This window comes from Nocardia noduli (genome assembly GCF_019038455.1).
In the GTDB taxonomy this organism is placed as follows: Bacteria; Actinomycetota; Actinomycetes; order Mycobacteriales; family Mycobacteriaceae; genus Nocardia; species Nocardia noduli.
Genome location: NZ_JAFMPL010000051.1, coordinates 1 through 19,868, shown reverse-complemented (window position 1 = coordinate 19,868; position 19,868 = coordinate 1). Strand labels below are relative to the sequence as shown.

Sequence of the window (19,868 nt, the reverse complement as noted above, 5' to 3'; positions counted from 1 at the left end):
GGGTCAGCGTCGGCGGCGGCGCAGGATCTCGGCGGTGTGTTCGTCGGCCGGGAGAAACGCCTCCAGGTGCAGTTCGGACAGGGTGATGTCCAGCGCGGTGGCGAACGAGGTCACGGTGGTGATCAACCGGAGTTCGCCCTCGTCCGACCGCAGCCGCAGCGGGACGGCGAAACCGAGATGGTCGGGCCCGGGATCGGCCTCGGGCAGATAGCTCTCCAATTCGGCGATGAAGGCGTCGAGTTCGGGGTCCGGACTGCGCAGGGCGCGGTTGCGCAGCGACTCGGTGACATGTCTGCCCCATTCCGGCAGGTTGAGCACCCGTCGTGCCAGGCCCCGCGGATGCAGCGCCAACCGCAGCACGTTGACCGGCGGCGCGAGCAGTTCGGGCGCGCTGCCCTCGGTGAGGACGTCGAAGGCCGCGTTGGCACCGACCAGAATGCCGTACGGACGCACCACGACCGCCGGATACGGCATATGACCGTCCAGGATGCGGTCGAGCGCGGCCTTGACCGGCGCCAGTTCCGGGGTCTCCAGCGTGGACTCGGGAAAGATCGGCGCGAAACCCGCCGCGAGCAGCAGACCGTTGCGTTCGCGCAGGGACAGCCCGAGTGATTCGGCCAGGCGCACCACCATGGTCCGTCCGGGGCGCGAGCGGCCCTGTTCGAGAAAACTCAGGTAGCGCTGACTGGTGTCGGCGCTGATCGCCAGATCCAGCTGACTGATCCGGCGCAGGGTTCGCCAATGTTTGAGCTGACGTGCGAAAGCGGTCGGCTCGGCCACCGCTGTCATATTGCCACCGCTGTCATATTCCAGTGATAGCCGACGGGGTGGGCCACATGCCATTCCCTCGCGGGTATGAGATTCCGCCGCGACCCGGACCTGCGTGTATTTCCCGTCATTCCCCACGGGGAATCGCGGACTCGCGCCGCGTTCGTGAAGCTCGATGCCATGAACAACGACACCCTCGCCCAGCGCTACCTGGCCCAGTGGAACGAACCCGACCCGCGACTGCGGCGCGCCCTGATCCGCGACCTGTGGGCGATCGACGGCGCACAGGTCCTCGTCGATCCACCACAGGCGATGCGCGAGGCCGCCGCCGCACTCGCCTTCCCGATCCCGCCGTTGGAAGTGCGCGGCCACGACGCGGTGGAACGCCGGGTCACCCGCGCCTACGAGATGTTCGTGGAACCCGGGCATCGGTTCGCGGCCCGCGGCTCGGTGGCTCGGCTCGCGGCGAACCTGGTCGGGTTCGGCTGGGCGATGGTCGATGCCGACGGCGCGGTGGTCGGCGGCGGCTACGACGTCATCGCGCTCGACGACGAGGGACGGATCCGGTTGGACCAGCAGTACATCGGGATCGACGCACCGGAAGTCGGCGCAGCGTGAACGCCGTTTCCTACCACCTCGATCCGAGGCGCGGACTCGACGGGCTGAATGCGAAACCGCAGGCTGTGCCGGTACCGGGCCCGGACCAGGTGGTCGTCCGCGTGCGAGCCGCCTCGCTGAACCGACGTGATCTCATGCTGATGGACGGGACCTACCCGCTGCCCGCGAGCCCCGGGGTCGTCCCGCTCTCCGACGGCGTGGGTGAGGTGATAGCGATGGGCGGCAACGTCACTCGCGCGTCGCTCGGCGACCGGGTCACCGCGTCGTATTTCGTGCGCTGGATCGACGGGCCGCAGCGGTTCGCGCACGTCGTCGAACAGTACGGCGCGAACCACGACGGCATGCTCGCGACCTACGCGGTGCTGGAACAGGATTCGGTGGTGCACGTGCCCGCCCACCTCTCCGATGCCGAGGCGGCCACCCTGACCTGCGCCGGTGTCGTCGCCTGGGCGGCACTCACCACCCCGGAGCCGGTCCGGCCGGAACAGTGCGTGCTTGTCGTCGGCACCGGACCGGTCGCGTTGTTCGCGATCCAGTACGCGCGCGCGTTCGGGGCGGGCGTCATCGCGGTCACCTCGACACCGGCGAAAGCCGAACGGCTGCGCGCGATGGGCGTCGACGAGGTGATCGTGAGCGCGGAGCATCCGGACTGGGATCAGCGGGTCCGGAGCCTGACCGGCGGTGACGGAGTCGACCGGATCGTGGATACGGTGGGCATGCCGACGCTGCCGAAATCCGTTCGGTCCGGGGCCTACAACGCCGAACTCACCCTCATCGGCGCGAGTCCCGGCCCCGCGCCCATCGAAGGTGACGGAAATCCGTTCGGCGGCGGCTACCTGTCGATCCGGCGTATCGCGGTGGGCAGTCGTACCCAGTTCGAGGCGATGAACGAGACGATGTCGAAGCACGGAATCCGTCCGGTGCTCGATCGGATCTTTCCCCTGGAGCAGGCGGTCGAGGCCTACCGCTACTACCGCGACGCGAATCCGTTCGGAAAAGTGGTCGTCGGCATGCCGTGAAAGGTGTTTTCAGGCTTCGAAGGGCACGGTATTGCCCGCCGCGTCGCGCGCACCGGCGCTTTCCTCGATCGCCGCGGCGAGTTCGGAAACGGTTTTCCACACGCGCGGTGGTTCCGCGTCGAAATTGCCGATGGTGTACCAGGCTTCGGTCTCGCGATATCGGACCAGGCCTTTGCCCGTGTCATCGACGGTGACATCGAGATCACCGGACATCGTCCCCTCTTCTTCGGTGAGGACGGCTGCCTTGACGGTGATCTCGATGATGTCGTTTATCTGAACTCTCCTCGGCTGACACAATCGGCGACTGCGGTGCGCAATGCGCCGTGCTCGGCGGGATCGACGGACAGCCCGTACTTTACTTTGACCGTGATGTAGCGCTCGAGATAGACACACCGGAAACTACCCGGCGGCAAATAGTTGGCGGCGTCCTGATCACCCTTGGAGCGATTCGCGGACGGGTCGGACGCCTCCAGGTTGATGGCGTCGTTGGCGATGCGGCGCCGGGTGTCCTCGTCGAGTTTGTTCGCGCCCGAACGCCACGCCTCGGCCAGCGCGACGATATGTTCGGCGTCGACCTTGGCCGGGTCGGTCATGAACTTGTATTCCTTGAGTTTCCCGGTTTTCGAGTCGAGAAACCCGTACGCGTCGCGCCAGCCGCCGTCCTTGCCGACTTTCAGGTCGCAGGTTTTGGGATCGAGGGTCACGGTGCCGACGGCATCGCGCAACATCATCACCTCGCGGCTGGTGCAACGGCTGTATTGCGCGAATTCGTCGCCGAATCCGTGTTCGGGCTTGTTGGTATCCCAGTGCGGGAATTCCTCTCGGCTGTAGCCCGACATCGATCCTTCCGGCGCTTCGGCCAGTTTCTCCACCAGCTCGCCGATGTCTTTACCCGATATCGACGCGGTCGGCGCCGGGCCGGGGGCTCCGCCGTCGATAGAGGTCGACTCGTCGACGGCGGTACAGGCGCTGGCGACCGCGGCGGCCAGGCAGATCGGTGCGCAGACGGCGAAAGCCTTACGCGCCGTGCGGGAACTAAACCACTTCACAAGAACACTCCATCGAACAGGACTGCAACCATGCGCTCACGTCTCGCTGCGTCGAAAAAGCGGTGCGTCGAGCTACCCGGGTACGAGCATACGGAAAGCTAACGCTACGTATGAGGTTGCGCACAATCGCCGATGGATCGATTGTGCGGCAACGTGACCGGTATCGAAACCCCTCCGAACGCGGACCGCCCCCGGGTGGGCGTGCCGGCGCCGACCTCGGGGGCGGTGGATCACGAACGAACTCGACCGGCGCGAGCGCGCGGGCGGTTGTCCAGGCCGTTCCGCGACACACCACACCACGGGGCTGATGAGGGGTAGGTCCCGAGGTGAAGTAACGCACCGGGGAGATCTCGTCCGTGAAGTTCTGGTATCTACGTATTTGGATAGTAGATATGTATCCGGCTCATGGCAAATATGTTACCGACCAGCATTGCTTTGGTTAACACTTGCTTCTCGGATGGATATCTACGTGGTTGCTACGGAAATAGCCGCGTCGACGGGGGTTTCGGCCCGCCTGTCGGTCGGCGGGCGGGGTGTATCGGACCGCACGGTCGGTGGTGAGCGTCACAGGAGAGTTCGGTCAGCGCGCGGCAAAGGTGTCCTGGCGACCCGCCGGACCGGTGATTGCGCTATTCACGGCAGGCTCTTGTCACCAGATCGGCCCAAACCTGCGGATTCGTCGACCAGAAGTGGTGCGCGACCCCTGGCAATTCCTCGAACCTGCCGTGTGGGACCAAGGTGGCCAACTGCCGCAGCGGCCATGACGGACGGATATCCGCTCGCGCGGCGACCAAGGTCATGGGGACGGTCGAGTCGGCCAGTCGACGGAACAGGTCGGGTTCGTGGATCCACCGGATGAATGATGCGTTCAGCGCGGCGTGAACGTCCGGCTCCCAGTCGATCTCGATCGCGGCCTCCAGATGTTTGCTGGACTCGTAGGCCCGGGACCAGGTGCGATCCTTGTGCAGGCCGTGTCCGGCGACACCGACAACGGCCCGTACCCGGTTCGGATGATCGAGGGCGTATCGCACGGCCAGATCCGAGCCCCATGAATGTCCGAGCACAACCCAGTTGTCGATGTTTCCCGCTCGCCGGATCGCTTCGAGATCGGCGACGGCGCGTTCGAGGTCATGCGGTCCGCCGCCCGATCGCCCCACGCCCCTCGGCTCCGGGTGCCAAGCCCGCATGCCGCGCGGCGCCAACTCGTCGTGCTCGAGGTAATGGACACAGCCCGGTCCACCGGACAGCACGACGACATCCGGGCCCGCGCCCGTGACACCGACATGCAGCGGGATCCCGTCGTCGGCTACCACTGTCTTCGATCGCATGCGCCGTTCCTGCTCCCGGAGTTCTCGACTGTCCGATTCCGCGGCGTACCAGGGTATTTCCTGTCCCGTATCTTTCGTCGCGCGCCCTGCCTGTCCTTGCGCGTCGGCAACGGTGTGCCGTGCGAGGGTGTGCCGTGCGAGCCGGGTTCCGTCGCGATCGGGGTGTGAGCAAGGATCCGGCGCGTGCGGATCAGTGCTCGACCTCGATATTCCGGTCGAGCACCTCGAGGGCGAAGGTGACCGTTGCTTCGGGGGACAGTGTCGTGCCGTGTGCTCGGGCGACGGCGTAGCGCGCGTCGCCGAGGTCGGCGCGCAGGGTGTCGACGGTGTCGGCCTCGGCGGCGGCATCGGCTCCGAAACCGTTGGCGGCGTGGGTGTTCAAGGCTCCGGACAGGATGGTCGCGGCTTCGGCGTCGATGTCGGCCAGCAGCAGGAGCAGGTTGCGCAGTGTCGTCCACTGGTGGTGCCACACCTGCATGCGACGCCAGCCGCGAACGGCCGCACGGAATTCGGCCAGGGCCGCCGTGGTCGCTCCGGCCCTGGTGTGCAGGGCGGCAAGGCCGACATGCGCGACATTGGTGACGAAAACGCTCGCGACGGGCGCGGCTCGGGCGACGGCCTCGTGGTAGCGGGTGAGCGCGCGATCGGGAGCGTCGCCGGCCAGCGCCTCGGCCTCGCTGTAGAGCGCCCACGCGATCTGACTCGGATTGTCCGCTGCCCGCGCGACCGTCAGGTTCTCGGCGGCCAGTGTGCGACCGCCCGCCGGATCACCGGAGTAGGTGCGCGCCAAACTCGCGAAAAGCAATGCCTCGCTCACATACCAGCGGTCCCCGCGCGCTCGGGCGAGGACCAGCAGCGCCGTGGTCGCGGCAGCGCATTCCGCCCACTGCCCCCGATACAGCGCGACCGCCGCCGCGACCTTGAGCAGGGGCATGCGACGCGCGTCGTCCGGATCGGGTAACGCGTCCAGCGCCGGTTCGCACAGGCGCAGGGCGCGTTCGTGTTCGCCGCGGAAGGTCAGCGCCTCGGCGACCGCCCCGCACACCGACGCGTAACGGGGATGCGCGGCGGCGTCGGGCAGGGTCAGCGCGGTCTCGCTCCACGCGACCACTTCGTCCGGGAATCGATACAGCACCGACAGCGCCAGCCCGGCCGAAAGGCGCAGGGTGAGATCGGTATCGCCCCGACGCACCGCGTGCCGGTGCGCCGCGCGCAGGTTGTCGAGGTCGGCTTGGACGGTCGCGATCCACCGGGCTTCCTCCGGCCCGCGCAGACCGCGCCCCGCTTCCTCGGCCAGCGCCGCACACCACGCGGCGTGCGCGTCGCGCAGGGTGTCGGCCTCGCCGCGCCGCTCCACGAGATCGCGACCGTAATCGCGCAACGTCTCCAGCATCGAGTAGCGGACGGCTCCCGCCGTCGGCCCCGCGGTGACCAGGGAGTTGTCCACCAACGCGGTGAGCACGTCGAGCAGTGCAGGTTCCCCGCACACCCGTTCGGCGGCGGCGAGACCGAAACCGCCCGCGAACACCGAGAGTCGGGCGAACAGTCGCTGTTCGGCGGGACTGAGCAGGGCATAGGACCAGTCGATCACCGCGCGCAGGGTGCTGTGTCTCGGTTCCGCAGTACGGGGGCCCGTGAGCAGGTCGGCGGGTGAGACCGGCTGTGCGGCGTAGTCGGCGGAAAGTGACCGTGCCGCGGGGCCGATGGGGGAGACGAGGCGTGCGGCGAGGTCGGCGGGGTTGAGTGAGCGCAACCGCGCCGCCGCCAACTCCAGGGCCAGCGGCAGTCCGTCGACACGGCGGCACACCTCGGCGATATGCGCGAGATTCGCGGCGTCCACCTCGAGATCCGGCCGCACGGCCCGCGCCCGTGCCGTGAACAGCCGCACCGCGGGTGACGCCGCCGCGTCACCCGTTCCGAGCGGGACCGGAAGCGGCGCGGTCGGATGCAGGTGCTCGCCGGGGACGCCGAGCGCGGCGCGACTGGTCGCGAGAACCGTCACCGCCGGACAGCGACGAAGGATGCGGGTCACCAGCTCGGCCGCGTCGGCCAGCACGTGCTCGCAATTGTCGACCACGAGCAGGATCTCGCGGGAAGCGAGGAAGGCGATCAGCGATTCCGTCGCATCCGCACCTGGCTGCCTGCGCGCCCCCGAAGCGGTCGCGACGGCGAGGGCGACCGCGCCGCCGTCGGTGACCGGCGCGAGTTCACACCACGCGACGGTGCCGTCCACGGCATGGGCGACATGCTGGGCCAAGGTCGTCTTACCGACACCACCGGGTCCGACGAGAGTCAGCACGCGGTGCGTGCCGAGTGCGGCCGCCACGGCGGCGAGATCGTCCTCGCGGCCCACCAGGCCGCCGATCGGCACGGGCACGGGGTGCGCGATGCTCCGTGGGGGCGCAGGGGTACTGACAGCCGGGGTCGGCGCGGGCCGCGCGGCGGACAGTGAGGTCGGCGTCGGGGGAACCCGCGCTTCCAGCTCCGGATCCTGGCGCAGCACAGCGGTTTCCAGCGCGCGCAGCGCCGGTGACGGCGCGACGCCGAGTTCGGCGTCCAACCGGGTGCGCACGGTGCGCAACACCGTCAGCGCGTCGGCCTGCCTGCCGACCCGGTACAGCGCGCGCACCAGCTGCGACGCCGCACGTTCGCGGAGCGGATTGGCGCGCGCGTGCGCGTCGAGCGCGGCGACCGATTCGGCGTGCGCGCCGTGCGCGAGACCGATCTCGAAACGTTCCTCGATCGCGTCCAGTCGTGACGCGTCCAGCCGCTGCGCCTCCGGGCGGGCGAATTCGGTGTCGGCGAATTCGGCGTAGGCGGGGCCTCGCCATTGCGCGAGCGCCTCGTCCAGCAGGGCGGCGGCGCGTTCGGGATCACGGTGTGCGGCGTTCACCAGTCGGTCGAACCGGGCGGCGTCGAACCGGTCGGCGGCGTCGAGGCGCAGCAGGTAGCCGGGCGGCCGGGTGACCAGGCGTTCGACGCCGTCGGCGTGCAGTACGCCGCGTAGCCGGGCGAGATAGCTGTGCAGTGTGCGGGTCGCGGTCTCGGGCGGTCGCTCGTCCCACAGCGCCGATATCAGCCGGTCGACGGAGACGACGGTGTCCGCGTGCACCAGCAGTGCGGTCAGCACCCGCCGCTGCGACGGGCTGCCGATCCACATTTCGCCGTCGGCGTCGCGCACGCGCAACGCTCCGAGCACCCCGAACTCCATCCGGCCCGTCCACCTCACCGTCCTCGGCCGCAACCGTGCTGCATCCGCGCTGCAACAGCGCCGTTCCATCCTCGCATCGTCCCCCAACGAACAGGAGGTACGAGGACGATGACTTCCACCCTCGATCCCATCACCGGCGCCACCGCGCCCGACCCCGCCGAGATCGAAGCCTTCGCGGCGCGCGCCGTCGGCGACGCGGCGACCTGGATGGTCACCACCATGACCATGCTCGGCGACCGGCTCGGACTGTGGCGCGCCATGGCCGATTCCCGCCCGGTCACCGCCGCCGAACTGGCCGCCGCGACCGGCACCGACGAACGGTACGTGCGTGAATGGCTGTCGTCGATGACGGCGCACGGCTACCTCGCCCACAGCCCCGAGACCGCGCGCTTCACCCTGCCCCCGGCCCACGTCCCGGTGCTCGCGGTAGAGAGTCCCGCCCACATCGGCGGTCTGCACCAGGCGCTGTTCGGCCTCACCGGCATTCTCGGTGCGGTGCTCGACTCGTTCCGCTACGGCGGGGGCGTGCCGATGTCGGCCTACCCGACGGATTGGTGGCAGGGCCTGGAGCGATTCAGCGCGGGCTGGTTCGACTATCTGCTGCCACAGGTCTGGTTGCCCGCGCTGCCCGATCTCCACGAGACGCTGCGTCGCGGCGCCGACGTCGCCGATGTCGGCTGCGGTCGGGGCCGGGCGCTGATCCGCCTGGCCGAGCAGTTCCCCGAAGGCCGCTACGTCGGCTTCGACGTGCACCCCGAATCCATCGACGCGGCCCGTGCGGCGGCGCTGGCCGCCGGTGTCGGCGACCGGGTGCGATTCGAATGCCGCGACGTCTCGGGTGAACTGCCCGGTGACTACGACGTGATCACCACCTTCGACGTCATCCACGACGCCGCCGACCCGCTCGGCATGCTCCGCGCCATCCGCGCCGCACTGCGCCCCGACGGCCGCTACCTGTGCCTGGACATCAACGCGAGCCACCGCCTCGAGGACAACGCGGGCCCGGTCGCCGCCTACTTCTACGGCGTGAGCGTGCTGTTCTGCATGACCACCTCGCTCGCCGACGGCGGCGCGGGCCTCGGCACCTGCGGTTTCCCCGAACACACCGCGCGCGAGATGTGCGCGCGGGCCGGATTCGGCACGGTCCGCCGGGTCGAGATGGAGAACCCCTTCAACATCCTGTACGAGATCACCGTCTGAGTGATGACCGTCTGAGTGATGACCGTCTGAGTGATGACCGTCTGAGTGATGACCGTCTGAGTGATGACCGTCTGAGTGATGACCGTCTGAGTGATCACTGCCTGAGTGATCACTTTCTGAGCGCCGACTCGCGGTGACGTCGCTGTCCGTTTGCAGCGCGTCACCGCTGCTCCTCGAACCACCGCAGGACCGGGGGCCGACATCGTGATGTCGGCCCCCGGTCCACGAAAGGCACTGTTTCCCATGACCGTTCACCCACTGCCCGGCACCGGCCCCGTCCTGGGGATCTGGGCGCACCCCGATGACGAGGTCTACCTGTCCGGCGGTCTGATGGCCGCCGCCCGGGATTCGGGCCGCCGCGTCGTCTGCGTCACCGCGACGAGGGGCGAGCACGGCACCTCCGATCCCGTGCGCTGGCCGCCCGCGCGATTGGCACGGGTCCGCACCGCCGAACTGCGCGCCAGCCTGGCCGCACTCGGCGTCACCGAACACCACCACCTCGATTTACCCGACGGCGGTTGCGCCGCAGCGCCTTTCGACGCGGTGGTGGCACGCCTCACCGCGATCGCCGCCGAGGTGCGCCCCGAGGTCGTGCTCACCTTCGGCCCCGACGGCTTCACCGGCCACCCCGACCATCGCATCGTCTCCGCCTGGGCGGGCGCGACCCGTGACCTGGCCGCCCCGCACGCCCGACTGCTGCACGCCAGGGGCACCGCCGATTTCTTCGACAGCTGGCGCGACCTCTACGCCCGCCTCGCCATGTTCGACGGCGACGACCTACCCGCCCGCGCCCGACCCGACGAACTCGCCGTGGAACTACACCTCGACGACGCCGCCGCCGACCGAAAACTGGTCGCCCTCCGCGCCCAGGCGACCCAAACCGCCGACCTGCTCGCCATGCTCGGCGAGGCCACCATGCGCGAATGGGCCTGCCGGGTCGAAACTTTCGTCGACGCCGTCCCGGTCCACGACTACATCGCCGGTTGCTGACCCACCCCGGATTCAGAACGGATCGGAATCACTTCCCGCCCACCAGGTTCCGATCTCGTCGTCCTCGTAGTACTCGGCGGGAGATCGGTAGCCCTCCGGCAGCGCGAATGTCCTGGAATCGGTACAGCGCCGCGATCCGGTCCCGTACGCGCCGATCGTCGGCGGGAAAGTGCTTGTCCAGTAATCGGATCGATCCTTCGATCAGATCCTCGATCATATGGTCCGACATCGGTACTCCTGTCCGGGCTCGTGCGTGGAACTACCCGAGACGGTGCTCTTCGACGGGCGCGCTGAGGCTGATCCCGTTCAGATCCAGGTACATCAGGCGTTCGGTGACCGACAGCGTGACGGTGTTGCGCCGTTCGATCGCGGCGGCCGCGGCGTCGACGAAGGCGCGGTCGAAACTGTAGAGGGGGATCTCCTCGGCCCGGTGGATGCGTTTGCCCGCGAACTGGGCCAGCACCTTGGCGGGGTCGCGATGGGTGTACACGGCGGCCCGTCCGGCGAGTTTGCTGCCGCGATGCACGCGTTCGGCGTCCGGTGCGCCCACCTCGATCCACGCGGTGATGCGGCCGGTGAGATCGCGCACCAGGACGGCGGGTTCGTCGGTCGAGGAGACGCCGCCCTCGCTGAATGTGATGCCCTCCTCGTATTCGAGGCAGTAGGCGAGCAGTCGCGTCAGCATGAATTCGGCGGTCTCGGACGGGTGGCGCGCCAGACGCAACGACAGATCCTCGTAGACGCCACGGTCCACGTCGGCCACCTGAACGGTGAAATTGTGCACTGTCGCGTTGAGAGCCATGGGAACAGCAGCTTAGATGACCGCCGCGCGACGGCTTCGCACCCGGCGTGCCGAAGGCCGCGAGACGACTGTGACGCAGCACTCATCGTCGACCTCGACGCGGCGGTGAACCGGAGCCGGTCCGGGCTCGTGGAATGGGGTGAGAAGGCGCGGGAATGCCACGCCGAAAAGCACCGGAGGGTGAAAGATGTTTTCTGCCAAGCGGATCACGCGTTCCATGGTTCCCGTCGCGGCATCGGCCGTCGTCCTCGTCGGACTGCTCAGCGGTTGCGGTAGCGACGAGGGATCGCAGGCCGTGCCCGCCGCGCCCGCCGCGACAGCGAGCACGCAGGCCACCGCCGCCGCGTCCGAACCGGTCGCGGGCCAGGCGCCGACGGTGGCGAAGACCCAGGGCTGGCTGAAGATCTACGCGGGCACCGCCCCGGCGGGTACCAGCGCGGTCCAACTGAACATCGTCGACAACCCGGCCGTCGGGAAGTACGTCTCGGACGGCGCGGGCCGCTCGCTGTACCGGTTCGACAAGGACACCGCGCAGCCGTCGGTGTCCAATTGCTCCGGCCAGTGCGCGGTGACGTGGCCGCCGCTGACCGTGAACCGGGATCAGGTGCTGTTCGCGGCGGGCGTCGATCCCCAGCAGGTCGGATTCATCGAGCGGGCCGACGGCACCTGCCAGATCACCGTCGGCGGCTGGCCGGTGTACTACTTCTCCAAGGACGTCAAGCCCGGCGATCTGCTCGGACAGGGTGTCGGCGGAACGTGGTTCGCGGTCGCGCCGAACGGCGCCAAGGCCGCGAAGTAGTCGCGTCAGCGGTCTGTCAGTCGACCACGGTGATCGCCTGCCGGGGACATTGTCGGACCGCGTCGCGCACCGGCGCCTCGATCTGTTCGGTCACGTCGGTGCGGGCGACGCTGAGCTGGTCATCGTCCCCGAGTTGGAAGACCTCGGGGACGATGCCCATGCAGACGCCGTTGCTCTCGCACAGTCCGAAATCCACTTCGATTCTCATGACAGCACCCGCACCGGCAGCCGGGACCACCCGGCGACATTCTGCATGGTGACCCGTTCGCAGCGGTCCCAGTCGATGTCGTAGCGCGGCATGAAATCGAGAAGATGGTCGAGCGCGATCGTCGTCTCCAAACGCGCGAGGGCCGCGCCGAGGCAACTGTGGATTCCGTAGCCGAGTCCCAGATTCTGCGATTGGGTGCGGTCGCGATCGATGTCGAAGGTGTCGGCGTCGGTGAACGCGTCCGGGTCGCGGTTGGCGGAAGCGCCGATGAGGAATACCGGTTTGCCCTCGGGGATGGTGACCTCGTGCACCCGTACCGCTTTGCGGGTGCAGCGCACGTTGTATTGCACCGGCCCTTCGTAGCGCAGGATCTCTTCGACCGCCGCCGGAATCTTGCCTCGATCGTCGAGGAGTTCGCGCCATTGATCCGGATGACGGGCGAAGGTCGCGATCGCGTTGCCCAGTAGTTTGGTGACCGTCTCGGCCCCTGCCCCGCCCAGAAGGGTGGCGAACGCGGCGATCTCGAGATCGTCGAGACTGGTCATCTCGCCGTTGTCGCGTTCGATCTCGGCGGCGATCAGGGTGCTGATCATGTCGTCGCGTGGGTCGGCACGCCGTTCCTGGACGAGGTTGTAATAGTAGATCGCGGTGTCGGCGGCGGCCTGCGCACCGGCTTCGGTCGACTCCATCTGCCCCGGTTCGCGATGCAGGGTCTCATCGATCCACAGGCGCACCTGCTGGCGGAATTCCTCGGGCACGCCCGCCATCCGGGTGATGACCTCCACCGGGAACAGTGCCGAGAAATCCTGGATCAGGTCGAATTCGACCGGGTCGACCCGGTCGAGGTATTTGCGCACCAGTTCGACGACGGTGTCGCGCTGGGTCTGGATCGCGCGCGGGGTGAATGCCCGGCTGAGCAGATTGCGCATATGCCGGTGATCCGGCGGATCCATGAAGATGATCGACCGGTGCGGGGGCACGCCGGATTTGATCTGGGCCAGATCGACACCGCGCGCCGAGGAATAGGTCTGGTGGTCCTTGAAGGCCGCCGCGACATCCTCGTGCCGGGTCAGCGCGTAGAAGTCGTATTCGGCGTTGTAATAGACGGGTGCGTCCTGGCGCATCCGGCGGTAGATCTCGTACGGATTCGCGTAGAACTCCTCGGAGAACGGATCGAATTGCACGGCGGATTTCGTCATGACGTGGTGCACCTCTTCGTTCTCTGCCCACCGAGCGCGGCGGGAGTCGGTGCTCCGTGGATCCGCACCCGGCCGACCATCGGCGCGCGAGGGCGCTCGCCCGCAGAATCGAGTGGTCGGCATGGCTGCTCATCCGCCGCGCGAGGGCGGTCGCGGCTACCCCTCGGCGCCGTAACCCCATCGCCCGGAGGCGGTTTCGTCACTCAAGATACCGTCCCTCCTACGGGAAACGGGACGGTATGCGAAAACTTCTTCGCCGCGGGCACGTTGGTGCCGGAATGCGGTGGCGGGCAGGTCCGCGTCGGGTCCGGCTGAGGGCAGGGAGCGGGCCGCAACAACGATCCGTCGATCAGCGCGCGAACCGTGCGCGTCGCGACCACCGCCCAGAGCGTGACCAGCGCCGCGTACATGAGTACCGCGGCGCCCGCGAACAGGTACGCGCCGGTGTGGTGGTACAGCACGGCGCTGCCGGTCACGCAGGTGCCGAGCGGGAAGGTGAAACCCCACCAGGTCAGGCTGAACGTCAGTTCGCCCGCGCGGGCCGTCCGCAGGGTGACGGCGGCGGCCAGTGCCAGCCACAGCATCGCGAAACCCCAGGTGATGAGACCGAAGACGACCGAGAACACGGACAGCCCTTGGGCGTAGGGGGCGGGCAGGGCGAGCGGTGCGGCATCGGCGAGCAGTCCGGCGGCGGTCACCGACTGGCCGAGCGGACCGAGAACCAGCCACAGGGTGGGCGTCATGGCACCGCGCGGTGCGCCGTGACGCAGCAGGTGCGACCAGATCACGGAGATGGTGAGCACGGCCGCGATCAGGCTCAGCCCGAACATCGCCAGGCAGCCGAGGAGCATCGTCAGACGCCACTGTCCCTCGGGGGTATGCGGGACGAGCAGTGCGCCGAGCGCGGCCGACACCATCGGCGCGACCACCGGCATCAGCCAGCCACCGAAGGCCACGGCGGGTTCGACGCGCGGACGGGTGATCATCCGGTAGGGAATGGCGAAGGCGGTCACCAAGCCGAGGACGGTACCCGCCGTCCACAGCACCCAGTCCACGGCCACGGCGGCGGGCACGCCGATCACGTCGCCGCCGAGTAGCAGGGTGCCCGCGCCGACGGTCACCAGCGCCATCGGGGGAGCGCCGAAGAAATGCGACATCACCGGATGATCGAGATGCGCCCGCGCGGTCTCCGGAAACCGCAGCCGCTGCGCGATCCACGCCACCGTCAGCGCCACCAGCACCGCCGCGGCCAGCGCCCACATCGCGGTCGCCGCGGCCCGCAGACCGGGGAACCGCAGCGGCAGAGAGACGGCGGCCGTGGCCACGATCGAGGTGCCCATCACGACGGCGAACCAGTTCGGACCGAGTTCGCGCAATCGGGCGCCGGTGCGCACGCCGGAGTGAAGCCGGGGGTGCGCGGGCGCCGGTCGCTGTGGTGCCTCGAACATCACGGTGGCGGTCATGGCTCCAGCCTCGCTCCCGCCCGGCGCGGGGCGTAGACACCGTGCGCCTATGAATACATAGACTGGTTCTATGCCCCTGTCACCGCGCGTGCCCGATCTGGCCGCACTCGACCTGCTGGTCTCGGTGCTGGAACTGGGCAGTATCGGGCGCGCCGCCCAGGCACACGGCATCAGCCAGCCTTCCGCGTCCTCGCGGATCCGCTATCTGGAGAAACTGGTCGGAATGCCGGTGCTGGAACGGACCACGCTCGGATCGCGACCGACCCCGGCCGGTGCGCTGATCATCGAATGGGCGCGCACCGTGGTGGACGCCGCCCGGCAACTCGACGCCGGGATCGACACCCTGCGCGCGCAACGGCATTCCAGGCTGCGGGTCGCCGCGAGCCAGACCGTCGCCGAATACCTGTTCCCGGCCTGGTTGATGCAGCTGCGGAAGGCGGCGCCGGAGACCACCATCGCGCTCGAGTCGGGTAATTCGGTCGAAGTCGCGCGTGCGGTACTGGAACGAAGGGCAGGAATCGGATTCGTCGAGAGCCCGGGGCGGTTCCGCGGACTGGAGAGCCATCCGGTGGCGCGTGACCGGCTGGTCGTGGTGGTCTCGCCCGAGCACGAGTGGGCCGCACGCGACCGCATCGGGGCGGAGGAACTCGCCGACACCCCGCTGATCCATCGGGAGCCGGGTTCGGGCACCCGCACCTGGTTCGAGCACGCCGTCGCCCGCGATCTGCCCGGCAGGCGACCGGATGTCGCGCTGGAACTGTCCTCGACGACCGCCATCAAATCGGCGGTGGCCGCGGGGGCCGGTCCCGCCGTGCTCAGTTCGCTCGCGGTCGCCGCCGAGATCGCCGCGGGCACCCTGGTGTCACCCACGATCACCGGACTCGACCTCGAGCGCACCCTGCGCGCCGTCTGGCCGACGGGGGAGCGCCTGCGCGGTGCCGCCCGTGACCTCTACGCCATCGCCCACCGTGCCTGAGCGCTCGCCCGGCGGACCGGGACACGACGGCGGATCGACCGACCGCCTCGTCGTGGTGGACGCCGCCAACGTCGTCGGCTCGCGCCCCGACGGGTGGTGGCGCGATCGGGCGGGCGCCGCGCGACGGCTCCTGGAGCGCCTGAGCGACTTCGCGGCGCGGACGCGACCGCCCGTGGAACTGGTGGTGGTGCTCGAAGGCGCGGCGAAGGCGGCTGGCGCAACGGAATTCGACGGCGTGCGGGTGGCGCGTGCCGAAGGTTCCGGTGACGACACGATCGTGGCGGTGGTCGCCGCCGCCGTGCCCGGCCGTGGACGCGAGATCCTGGTCGTCACCGCCGATCGCGAGTTGCGGCGTCGGGTCGAAGCACTCGGGGCCGAAACCGCCGGACCCCGTTGGCTGCTGGATCGGCTCGATCCGTAACCGCGCGGCACGCAACGGAACTCACAGTCGGTGCGGGGTGACTGTGAGATCAGTCCTCGGGTTCGGGCTCGTCCTTGGGCTGGGCAGTCGGCGGAATTCCGGTGTCCAGGAAGCGGATCAGGCTGTCGATGCGGTCGGTGTGCTCGACGCAGCGTTCCAGGTAACTGCCGAGCAGGGCCAACTCGATCGTGAGATCGGTTGATCGGTCCGGGTCGGATTCGGTGAGCGCCGTGTGCAACCTGGTCCGCAAGTCGTCGATGGAGCCGTCGGTGGGCGGCGCGACCTCGGTGTGGTGGCCGGTCGCGACGGCCTCACCGGATACCGCGGTGCGGTGTGCGGCAAGACGTCCCATCGCGGCGAGGATGTCGAGCACGCCCTGCGGTCCGACGTGTCCGGGGTGGCTGCGGTAGATCCGGTCGGCGACCCGGTTGGTGAGCGAGCCGATGCGTGACAGTTCGCTCGCGATCTGGATGGCGGTCACCACGTGACGAAGGTCACGGGCGACGGGAGCCTGTAGCGCGAGCAGAACCACCGTTCGCGCCTCGCACGCGCCGTACATCTTCTGCAATTGCTCGTCGAGAGCGAAAACCTCGTAGGTGGCCTGGAGATCGGCGTCGACGAGGGCGTCGATCACGCGCTCTACGGCGTCGTGGGCGACTCGGCACATCAGCGTCAGATCGTTGGTCAACGCGATGAGCTCGTGGGTGAACTGGGTCCGCACGCGCAAATTGTCTCCTATCGCCGCCTCGAGAAGTAGACGAATCCTCGCCGGGTTGTCGGGGCCATCTGAACCCGCAGGCCGACAACGCGATATTGGGGCAGGATGGGCCAGGTGAAACGCGATGTCTCTGCTCATCTGGAGGTCGCGATCTCCGCACCTACCACTCTCGAATTCCAGATCGCGGTGGCGGGACAGCCGGGAATCGAGGTTTCGGAATCACTGGTCTTCGAATTGGACGGTGTCGCGGTGACCCCCGTCGAGATCGCGGGTCCGCACGGCACCAGGATCCACCGCTTCGCCGCCGGACCTGGCACTCTGCGCGCGGACTACCGGGCGACGATCCTCGGCACGGCGCCGCCGCAGCAACCGTCGGACTACGACCGCGCGCTGTATCTGCGGCCGAGTCGCTACGCCGAATCGGATCGGCTGCACGCCTTCGCCGCATCGGAATTCGACGACACCGCGACCGAGTCGGAGCGCGCGACCGCGATAGCGGCCTGGGTCGCCAAGCGGTTGCGCTATGCCTCCGGAAGCAGCGATCACACCGACGGCGCGGTGGAGACCTTGCTCTCCGGCGCGGGGGTGTGCCGTGATTTCACTCACCTGACGGTCGCGCTGCTGCGGGCGGTGAAGGTGCCCGCCCGTCTGGTCGCGGTCTACGCGCCGGGCCTGTTCCCCATGGATTTCCACGCGGTGGCCGAAGCCTGCGTCGACGGCGTCTGGCATGTCCTCGACGCCACCGGCCTCGCCCCGCGCACCACCTTCGTGCGGATCGCCACCGGGCGTGACGCCTCCGACGCCGCGTTCCTCGACAACCACGGCGGCGAGATCTACGTCAGCAATATGTGGGTGAACGCCTTCGTCGAGGGCTACCTGCCGATCGACGACCACGTCACACCGGTGACATTGCAATGAGAATCACGGTGGGGTGAGCGACGGGAATCGAACCCGCGACCTCCTGGACCACAACCAGGCGCTCTGACCGACTGAGCTACGCCCACCATCCCGGGCGGTGACCCCCCCGTTCGATCTCGACGTTATCGTCCACGACGCGGCCCGCGCGACCCATTTTCGGACGGCCGACCCGGTGTTACCGTCGAGGCGTGCCCTCCAGGAACGATGTGCAGCACCGCCTGATCACGACTTTCCAACGCCGGGTCGGCAATCCGATCCTGCGCAGACTCCCGGGACAGCAACTGCTGGAGACCGTCGGGCGGGTCAGCGGTGAACCTCGGATCATCCCGATAGGTGGGCGTCGCGTCGGGAACGAATTCTGGTTCGTCTCCGAATTCGGCTCGCGATCCCAGTACGTCCGGAACATCACGGCGAACAACCGGGTTCGGGTCCGCCTGCGCGGTCACTGGCATTCCGGCACGGCGCATCTGCTGCCCGACGACGATCCGATCGCGCGCTTGCGCGAACTGCCGAGAGGGAACAGCGCGGCCGTGCGCGCGGTCGGCACCGATCTCCTCACACTGCGGGTCGACCTGGACGACTGATCGTCCGGCTCGGATACCCGGCCGTGGTATGTCCGAAATTAGCTGGGACGATAGAGGCATGATCCGTGCGTTGATTACCCGCTGGACCGTGTTCGTCCCACTACTCGCCGTCGTCGCGCTACTTCTCACCTGGGGCCGGAATCTGCCCGGTTTCGGGGTGGTCGTCGTGGCGTCGGCCCTGGTCGGGGCGGTGCTCGCGGCGGTGTATCACGCGGAGGTCGTCGCCCAGCGGGTCGGTGAGCCGTTCGGATCCCTCGTACTCGCGGTCGCGGTGACGGTGATCGAGGTCGCGCTGATCGTCACCCTCATGATCTCCGGCGGCGAGAAGAGCGCCACCCTGGCCCGTGACACCGTGTTCGCCGCCGTCATGATCACCTGCAACGGCATCTTCGGACTCTCCCTGCTGGTCGGCGCGCTGCGCAGACGGGTGGCGGAGTTCAACGCGGAGGGCACCGGCGCGGCGCTGGCGACGGTGGCGACCCTGGCCACGCTGAGTCTCGTGCTGCCGACGTTCACCTCGAGTAAGCCCGGCCCGGAATTCTCGCCGGCGCAGCTGGCTTTCGCCGCGGTCGCCTCGCTGTTGCTGTACGGGCTGTTCGTCATGGTCCAGACGGTGCGTCATCGCGACGACTTCCTGCCGGTCGAAGGGCGCGGCGTCGTCACCGAGGACGAACTGCACGGCGCACGCCCCACGGTGCGGACCACACTGCTCAGCCTGGGGATACTGCTGGTCGCCCTGATCTGCGTGGTCGGGTTGGCCAAGGTGGTCTCGCCCGCCATCGAATCCGGCGTCGCCTCGGCGGGCCTGCCGCACGCGGCCGTCGGCGTGGTGATCGCGCTGCTCGTGCTGTTGCCGGAGACGCTCGCCGCGGTCCGGTCGGCACGTCGTGACCAGGTGCAGATCAGCCTGAATCTGGCGCTCGGCTCGGCGATGGCCAGTATCGGACTGACCATTCCGGCACTCGCGGTGGCGACCATCTGGCTGGACGGGCCGCTGGTGCTCGGACTCGGGGCGACGCAGATGGTTCTGCTCGCGATCACCGTCGTCGTCGGCGTGCTCACGGTGGTGCCGGGACGGGCGACGCTGCTCCAGGGTGGGGTGCATCTCGCCCTGTTCTCGGCCTTCGTCTTCCTGGCCGCGAGCCCGTAAGAATTGATAGCTAACTATTAGCTTCAAGGCTGGACGATCGTTCGCGAATGGTGATGTTCGGGGTGCTCGGGTTCGGGTAGCCTCCGAGAAAGATCAACTCTCGTCACAGATTTCCCCGCTCGAGCAGTGAAGGCGGTACGCGATGGTGGAACCCGGTGGCGGGCCCGCATCCGGCGGCGGTGCGCCCGAGAACGGCACCAGGGTCCTCGCCATCACGGCCGGTTTGGCCGCAGTGCTCGCCTTCGTGGTTGCTATCGGATTGCTGATCCGATCGAATCAGGATCCGGAGGATGTTCCGACCCCGTCGACGACCCTCACCTCGCTGGCCGAGACCGTCACGGTGCGCACCACCGCGTCGCCGACGATGACCCGTCCGTCGGCGACCGGTATCTCGTCGTTGCCGACCCAGCCCGCGCATCGGGTCGGCGACGACTGTTCGGTCGACGG

The 19,868-nt window shown here is 68.5% G+C and carries 21 protein-coding genes, 1 tRNA gene and 2 pseudogenes; 11 read left to right on the top strand and 13 right to left on the bottom strand.

Annotation, left to right across the window (positions count from 1 at the left end):
• Positions 1–3: 3 nt before the first annotated feature.
• Positions 4–789 (bottom strand): helix-turn-helix domain-containing protein, encoded by a 786-nt coding sequence (locus tag JZ792_RS24215; protein ID WP_216913670.1) that lies wholly within the window; start codon positions 787–789, stop codon positions 4–6.
• A gap of 159 nt (positions 790–948) precedes the next feature.
• On the opposite strand from JZ792_RS24215, the gene JZ792_RS24210 reads away from it, so the two are divergent.
• On the top strand, positions 949–1,386 hold the full coding sequence (locus JZ792_RS24210; RefSeq protein ID WP_216913668.1) for a hypothetical protein: 438 nt from the start codon (positions 949–951) through the stop codon (positions 1,384–1,386).
• On the top strand, positions 1,383–2,405 hold the full coding sequence (locus JZ792_RS24205; RefSeq protein WP_308165427.1) for a zinc-dependent alcohol dehydrogenase family protein: 1,023 nt from the start codon (positions 1,383–1,385) through the stop codon (positions 2,403–2,405). The genes JZ792_RS24210 and JZ792_RS24205 overlap by 4 nt, the downstream gene beginning before the upstream one ends.
• Positions 2,406–2,414: 9 nt before the next feature.
• Here JZ792_RS24205 and JZ792_RS24200 read toward each other — a convergent pair whose 3' ends face one another.
• The 4 genes from JZ792_RS24200 to JZ792_RS24185 all read right to left on the bottom strand — a co-directional run bounded on the left by JZ792_RS24200 (position 2,415) and on the right by JZ792_RS24185 (position 7,993).
• Positions 2,415–2,618 (bottom strand): hypothetical protein, encoded by a 204-nt coding sequence (locus JZ792_RS24200; RefSeq protein ID WP_109523466.1) that lies wholly within the window; start codon positions 2,616–2,618, stop codon positions 2,415–2,417.
• Between the two features lie 56 nt (positions 2,619–2,674).
• A complete protein-coding gene (locus JZ792_RS24195; protein WP_308165426.1) occupies positions 2,675–3,454 on the bottom strand; it encodes an HNH endonuclease family protein in 780 nt (259 codons plus the stop codon).
• 629 nt (positions 3,455–4,083) lie between these two features.
• Positions 4,084–4,782, bottom strand: a complete 699-nt coding sequence (locus JZ792_RS24190; protein WP_216913667.1) for an alpha/beta fold hydrolase — start codon at positions 4,780–4,782, stop codon at positions 4,084–4,086.
• A 190-nt stretch (positions 4,783–4,972) separates the two neighbouring features.
• Positions 4,973–7,993: an AfsR/SARP family transcriptional regulator gene (locus JZ792_RS24185; protein WP_216913665.1), complete on the bottom strand. Its 3,021-nt coding sequence runs from the start codon at positions 7,991–7,993 to the stop codon at positions 4,973–4,975.
• A 108-nt stretch (positions 7,994–8,101) separates the two neighbouring features.
• Between JZ792_RS24185 and JZ792_RS24180 the strand changes: the two genes are divergently transcribed.
• Entirely contained in the window at positions 8,102–9,193 is a 1,092-nt protein-coding gene (locus JZ792_RS24180) for a class I SAM-dependent methyltransferase (RefSeq protein WP_216913662.1), read from the top strand.
• Here JZ792_RS24180 and JZ792_RS43245 read toward each other — a convergent pair.
• Positions 9,183–9,239 (bottom strand): annotated as a pseudogene (locus JZ792_RS43245) (hypothetical protein); the annotation flags it as partial. The gene JZ792_RS24180 and the pseudogene JZ792_RS43245 overlap by 11 nt on opposite strands.
• Positions 9,240–9,436: 197 nt before the next feature.
• On the opposite strand from JZ792_RS43245, the gene JZ792_RS24170 reads away from it, so the two are divergent.
• A complete protein-coding gene (locus JZ792_RS24170) occupies positions 9,437–10,183 on the top strand; it encodes a PIG-L deacetylase family protein (RefSeq protein WP_216913660.1) in 747 nt (248 codons plus the stop codon).
• A 28-nt stretch (positions 10,184–10,211) separates the two neighbouring features.
• Here JZ792_RS24170 and JZ792_RS24165 read toward each other — a convergent pair whose 3' ends face one another.
• Together JZ792_RS24165 and JZ792_RS24160 are read right to left on the bottom strand one after the other, a co-directional pair.
• Positions 10,212–10,412: a hypothetical protein gene (locus JZ792_RS24165; RefSeq protein ID WP_216913658.1), complete on the bottom strand. Its 201-nt coding sequence runs from the start codon at positions 10,410–10,412 to the stop codon at positions 10,212–10,214.
• A gap of 30 nt (positions 10,413–10,442) precedes the next feature.
• Positions 10,443–10,985: a YaeQ family protein gene (locus JZ792_RS24160; protein ID WP_216913656.1), complete on the bottom strand. Its 543-nt coding sequence runs from the start codon at positions 10,983–10,985 to the stop codon at positions 10,443–10,445.
• Between the two features lie 187 nt (positions 10,986–11,172).
• Here JZ792_RS24160 and JZ792_RS24155 point away from each other — a divergent pair, with 187 nt between their 5' ends.
• The gene (locus JZ792_RS24155) at positions 11,173–11,784 is read left to right on the top strand and encodes a hypothetical protein (RefSeq protein WP_216913654.1); all 612 of its coding nucleotides are present in this window, start codon (positions 11,173–11,175) and stop codon (positions 11,782–11,784) included.
• A gap of 16 nt (positions 11,785–11,800) precedes the next feature.
• Here the strand turns inward: JZ792_RS24155 and JZ792_RS24150 are convergent, their stop codons facing one another.
• From JZ792_RS24150 to JZ792_RS24140, 3 genes are all read right to left on the bottom strand, one after another.
• On the bottom strand, positions 11,801–11,992 hold the full coding sequence (locus tag JZ792_RS24150; RefSeq protein ID WP_216913651.1) for a ferredoxin: 192 nt from the start codon (positions 11,990–11,992) through the stop codon (positions 11,801–11,803).
• On the bottom strand, positions 11,989–13,191 hold the full coding sequence (locus JZ792_RS24145) for a cytochrome P450 (RefSeq protein WP_216913649.1): 1,203 nt from the start codon (positions 13,189–13,191) through the stop codon (positions 11,989–11,991). Before JZ792_RS24145 ends, JZ792_RS24150 begins: the two co-directional genes overlap by 4 nt.
• A 203-nt stretch (positions 13,192–13,394) precedes the next feature.
• Positions 13,395–14,654, bottom strand: a complete 1,260-nt coding sequence (locus JZ792_RS24140) for a TDT family transporter (protein ID WP_254190261.1) — start codon at positions 14,652–14,654, stop codon at positions 13,395–13,397.
• A gap of 70 nt (positions 14,655–14,724) precedes the next feature.
• Between JZ792_RS24140 and JZ792_RS24135 the strand changes: the two genes are divergently transcribed.
• A complete protein-coding gene (locus JZ792_RS24135) occupies positions 14,725–15,630 on the top strand; it encodes a LysR family transcriptional regulator (protein ID WP_216913647.1) in 906 nt (301 codons plus the stop codon).
• Positions 15,623–16,051: a PIN domain-containing protein gene (locus JZ792_RS24130; RefSeq protein ID WP_216913645.1), complete on the top strand. Its 429-nt coding sequence runs from the start codon at positions 15,623–15,625 to the stop codon at positions 16,049–16,051. Before JZ792_RS24135 ends, JZ792_RS24130 begins: the two co-directional genes overlap by 8 nt.
• Before the next feature lie 49 nt (positions 16,052–16,100).
• Here the strand turns inward: JZ792_RS24130 and JZ792_RS24125 are convergent, their stop codons facing one another.
• A complete protein-coding gene (locus tag JZ792_RS24125; protein WP_308165425.1) occupies positions 16,101–16,772 on the bottom strand; it encodes a phosphate signaling complex PhoU family protein in 672 nt (223 codons plus the stop codon).
• A 111-nt stretch (positions 16,773–16,883) separates the two neighbouring features.
• Between JZ792_RS24125 and JZ792_RS24120 the strand changes: the two genes are divergently transcribed.
• Complete coding sequence (locus JZ792_RS24120) at positions 16,884–17,687, top strand: transglutaminase-like domain-containing protein (protein ID WP_216913643.1); 804 nt, start codon at positions 16,884–16,886, stop codon at positions 17,685–17,687.
• 9 nt (positions 17,688–17,696) lie between these two features.
• Here the strand turns inward: JZ792_RS24120 and JZ792_RS24115 are convergent.
• A tRNA-His gene (locus tag JZ792_RS24115) sits at positions 17,697–17,773 on the bottom strand.
• Positions 17,774–17,875: 102 nt separating this feature from the next.
• On the opposite strand from JZ792_RS24115, the gene JZ792_RS24110 reads away from it, so the two are divergent.
• The 3 genes and pseudogenes from JZ792_RS24110 to JZ792_RS24100 form a co-directional block, all read left to right on the top strand.
• On the top strand, positions 17,876–18,271 hold the full coding sequence (locus JZ792_RS24110) for a nitroreductase/quinone reductase family protein (RefSeq protein WP_216913641.1): 396 nt from the start codon (positions 17,876–17,878) through the stop codon (positions 18,269–18,271).
• Positions 18,272–18,329: 58 nt separating this feature from the next.
• Positions 18,330–19,421 carry a calcium:cation antiporter gene (locus JZ792_RS24105; protein ID WP_216913639.1) on the top strand — a complete coding sequence of 364 codons (1,092 nt, stop codon included), beginning with the start codon at positions 18,330–18,332 and terminating at the stop codon, positions 19,419–19,421.
• Positions 19,422–19,563: 142 nt separating this feature from the next.
• A pseudogene (locus JZ792_RS24100) lies at positions 19,564–19,868 on the top strand (hypothetical protein); the annotation flags it as partial.

What these genes read in the sequence shown, in the direction of transcription:
- JZ792_RS24215 (WP_216913670.1), bottom strand. Translation starts at nt 789, where the DNA reads ATGACAGCGGTGGCCGAGCCGACCGCTTTCGCACGTCAGCTCAAACAT.
- JZ792_RS24210 (WP_216913668.1), top strand. Translation starts at nt 949, where the DNA reads ATGAACAACGACACCCTCGCCCAGCGCTACCTGGCCCAGTGGAACGAA.
- JZ792_RS24200 (WP_109523466.1), bottom strand. Translation starts at nt 2,618, where the DNA reads ATGTCCGGTGATCTCGATGTCACCGTCGATGACACGGGCAAAGGCCTG.
- JZ792_RS24190 (WP_216913667.1), bottom strand. Translation starts at nt 4,782, where the DNA reads ATGCGATCGAAGACAGTGGTAGCCGACGACGGGATCCCGCTGCATGTC.
- JZ792_RS24185 (WP_216913665.1), bottom strand. Translation starts at nt 7,993, where the DNA reads ATGGAGTTCGGGGTGCTCGGAGCGTTGCGCGTGCGCGACGCCGACGGC.
- JZ792_RS24180 (WP_216913662.1), top strand. Translation starts at nt 8,102, where the DNA reads ATGACTTCCACCCTCGATCCCATCACCGGCGCCACCGCGCCCGACCCC.
- JZ792_RS24170 (WP_216913660.1), top strand. Translation starts at nt 9,437, where the DNA reads ATGACCGTTCACCCACTGCCCGGCACCGGCCCCGTCCTGGGGATCTGG.
- JZ792_RS24165 (WP_216913658.1), bottom strand. Translation starts at nt 10,412, where the DNA reads ATGTCGGACCATATGATCGAGGATCTGATCGAAGGATCGATCCGATTA.
- JZ792_RS24160 (WP_216913656.1), bottom strand. Translation starts at nt 10,985, where the DNA reads ATGGCTCTCAACGCGACAGTGCACAATTTCACCGTTCAGGTGGCCGAC.
- JZ792_RS24155 (WP_216913654.1), top strand. Translation starts at nt 11,173, where the DNA reads ATGTTTTCTGCCAAGCGGATCACGCGTTCCATGGTTCCCGTCGCGGCA.
- JZ792_RS24150 (WP_216913651.1), bottom strand. Translation starts at nt 11,992, where the DNA reads ATGAGAATCGAAGTGGATTTCGGACTGTGCGAGAGCAACGGCGTCTGC.
- JZ792_RS24145 (WP_216913649.1), bottom strand. Translation starts at nt 13,191, where the DNA reads ATGACGAAATCCGCCGTGCAATTCGATCCGTTCTCCGAGGAGTTCTAC.
- JZ792_RS24140 (WP_254190261.1), bottom strand. Translation starts at nt 14,654, where the DNA reads ATGACCGCCACCGTGATGTTCGAGGCACCACAGCGACCGGCGCCCGCG.
- JZ792_RS24135 (WP_216913647.1), top strand. Translation starts at nt 14,725, where the DNA reads ATGCCCCTGTCACCGCGCGTGCCCGATCTGGCCGCACTCGACCTGCTG.
- JZ792_RS24105 (WP_216913639.1), top strand. Translation starts at nt 18,330, where the DNA reads ATGATCCGTGCGTTGATTACCCGCTGGACCGTGTTCGTCCCACTACTC.